General features: G+C 72.6%; 2 protein-coding genes. Both read right to left on the minus strand.

The window, feature by feature from the left end:
- Nucleotides 1-153: 153 nt before the first annotated feature.
- Nucleotides 154-1,029 carry a CpaE-like family protein gene (locus tag AC1DP0_RS20735; RefSeq protein WP_478088248.1) on the minus strand — a complete coding sequence of 292 codons (876 nt, stop codon included), beginning with the start codon at nt 1,027-1,029 and terminating at the stop codon, nt 154-156.
- 686 nt (nt 1,030-1,715) lie between these two features.
- On the minus strand, nt 1,716-2,535 hold an 820-nt coding region (locus AC1DP0_RS20740), incomplete at its 5' end, for a Fic family protein (protein ID WP_478088250.1).

Consider the following 2,535-nt stretch of genomic DNA (forward strand, 5'->3'; position numbering starts at 1 on the left):
GTGCAGACCTCGTCTCGGCCACGCGGTGGGCACCGAGGGCGCCGCGCTCCTGCTCGGCCACGGCGTTGACCGCGGCGCCATCGGGTCCGACACCGGCGCGGACGCGCTGCCACACTGCCGGGGTGAGGGTGCCGCCCGGGCGCGGCTCGACACTCATGCGGCGACGGCCTGGTCGGTGAGGCGCAGCAGCAGCTCGTCGGCCGCGCGCACGACCTCTCCGCGTCCGCGGGCGCCGGGTGGCAGCCCCTCGGTCGCCTCCGCGACGAGGCGCCGATCGTCTCGGACGGTGGCCACGAGCGGTACGTCGAGCTCGTCCATGACGAGGTCCTCGAGGTCGGCCTCGACGCGCTGACCGCGCAGCACCACCCAGGGCTCGATGGGCAGGAGGGGCTCGGCGTCCCACGACCTGCCGCTGTCCCGAAGACCGCGGAGCAGTCCGCGCGCGCCCGACACGACAGCGGAGGCGGCCGCGAGCTGGGGCACCTGCGTGCCTACCACCACCACGACCGCATCGACGAGCAGGCCGACGGCATCGAGCACGGCGGGGTCGCGAGGCAGGTCGAGGACCGTCAGGGCGTGGGCGTCGGCCAGTCCGGCCACGACATCGGGCACGGTGTCCAGCCAGCGGGCGGCCACATCCCCGACACCCCTGGTCCCGTCGCCACCACCTCTGCCAGCACCTCTGCCACCACCTCCATCACCACCGCCTCCGCCTCTGGTCGCCCCAGCACCCGGCGATGCCCAGCCCGCGACGCTGCGCCCCGACAGCACCGGCACTCCGCAGGACACCGGCAGCCTGTCGGCGAGCCCCAGGCCGTCGACGACACCAGCGACCTCGGTGAGCTCGCGCCAACGCCACCCGCGCTCCTGCTCCAAGCCGAACAGGACGTCGAGACACCCGGCCAGCGCATCGAGGTCGACCGCGACGACCGTCCGTCCCGCTGCAGCGGCGCGGACCGCGACGGCGGCTGCGAGGGTGGAGGAGCCGACCCCACCGGAGGCCGGCATGAAGGCGATGACGTTTCCCATGCGCCAACCGTCGTCCAGACGCTCGAGGCCGCCCAGCGGCATACGCCCGCCGGTGGACAGACGGGCTCGACCCCGAAGAGGTGTGGACAACTCGCGGACCGCGAAACCCACGGGAACAGCCGGGGAAAATAATGGTGGCCCTCGTCCGGGGGGAGACGAAGGCCACCTCACGAGACTGGCGCCGGGGGGGAGGAGCCAGACCGCGTCGGCGCTCGACCCGTGAGGGGAGCACCACCATCAATGGTGGCTGTTGGACCCCGGGATTGCAAACCGAGTTGTCACGACACGCGGTGATTTCTCCGGTGATGTCATGACACGAGAAAATCGTGCACTTTGAGCGTCAAAGACAGGAGACTCCGACACAGGACGGAGGTCCTCCGACCGTCGGTCGGAGGACCTCCAGAGAAGTTCCGGGCTACCAGGCGTGCATTCTCAAAGTGTCGCCCCGGTTGTGCGCCCGGGGGTGGACGGTTCCAAGTGAACTGCTCTCGCGTGGGTACTCGGCATCTTCTCGAGACTGCTGTCTTGCGGATCCGGTCTACGCCTCCCGGCGATGTGTGGTTCCTGAGACCGTTCTACTCCAGACCGTCGGCGTGGCGACACCCCTTACCTGCTTCGCCGGCCGAGAAAGTGTCCACCCGGCTGGACATCCCGCACGAATCGGCACGAACGCGCGCCGGCGGGGCTCAGCTCAACCGTCCCGCACGCACCGCATCGCTGATCCGAGTCCCCTCGGCGGCCCCGCGGACCATCGCCTCGCCTGCCTGCGAGAGCCACAGCCCGACGCCGGCGGCACCTCCTTGGGCGTATGCCGTGAGCGCACCCAGGTAGGCCGGCCCGCCGTTGCTGACGTGGCCGGCCTCGGGGACGGCGACGCCGGTCGGATCGAGCCCGAGGGCCTGGACGAGGGCCCGCTCCATGGCCCGGGCGACGAGGCCGTTGCCGTGGACGAAGGGGCGCACCGCCGTGATCTCGGCGTGCACGAGGGCGGCAACGACGGCGGCCGGGACCCGATTGCTCCCCGCCGCGGCGACGATGACGTCCGACAGGGAGGCCAGCCGGGCAGCGACGACCGTGGGCGGCGGAGCCGGACCGAGGTCGACGAGCTCGGAGCAGCCCTCGTCGCCGATCCGCGGGCGACCCAGTGCGTCGCCGCTGACGACGGGCGAGGCGGCCGCGACGTGGAGGCGGGCCAGCGCCTGGAGCGGAGCGGTGCGCACGAGCGAGACGACGCGCTCGCTCTCGGCAGTCGCAGCGACGGCGCCCTTGAGCGCGAGCAGTCCTGGATCGAGGTCCTCGGGCCAGTCGCGGGCGCCGCTCATGAGCTCGCGCACGACGTCGACGGGGAACTCCGCACCGTCGAGGGCCGCGCTCGCCTGGGCGCCGCGGACGCGCGACTCGGCCGAGGCCTCGGGGATGCGCCGGCGCAGCGCCTCGTGGAACCGCAGCTTCGTGCATGCCTCGCGCGCGGCGTCTGCGCGCTCGCGCACGTCCGGCAGATCGGTC

The organism is Terrabacter sp. P5_B1, from assembly GCF_056400505.1.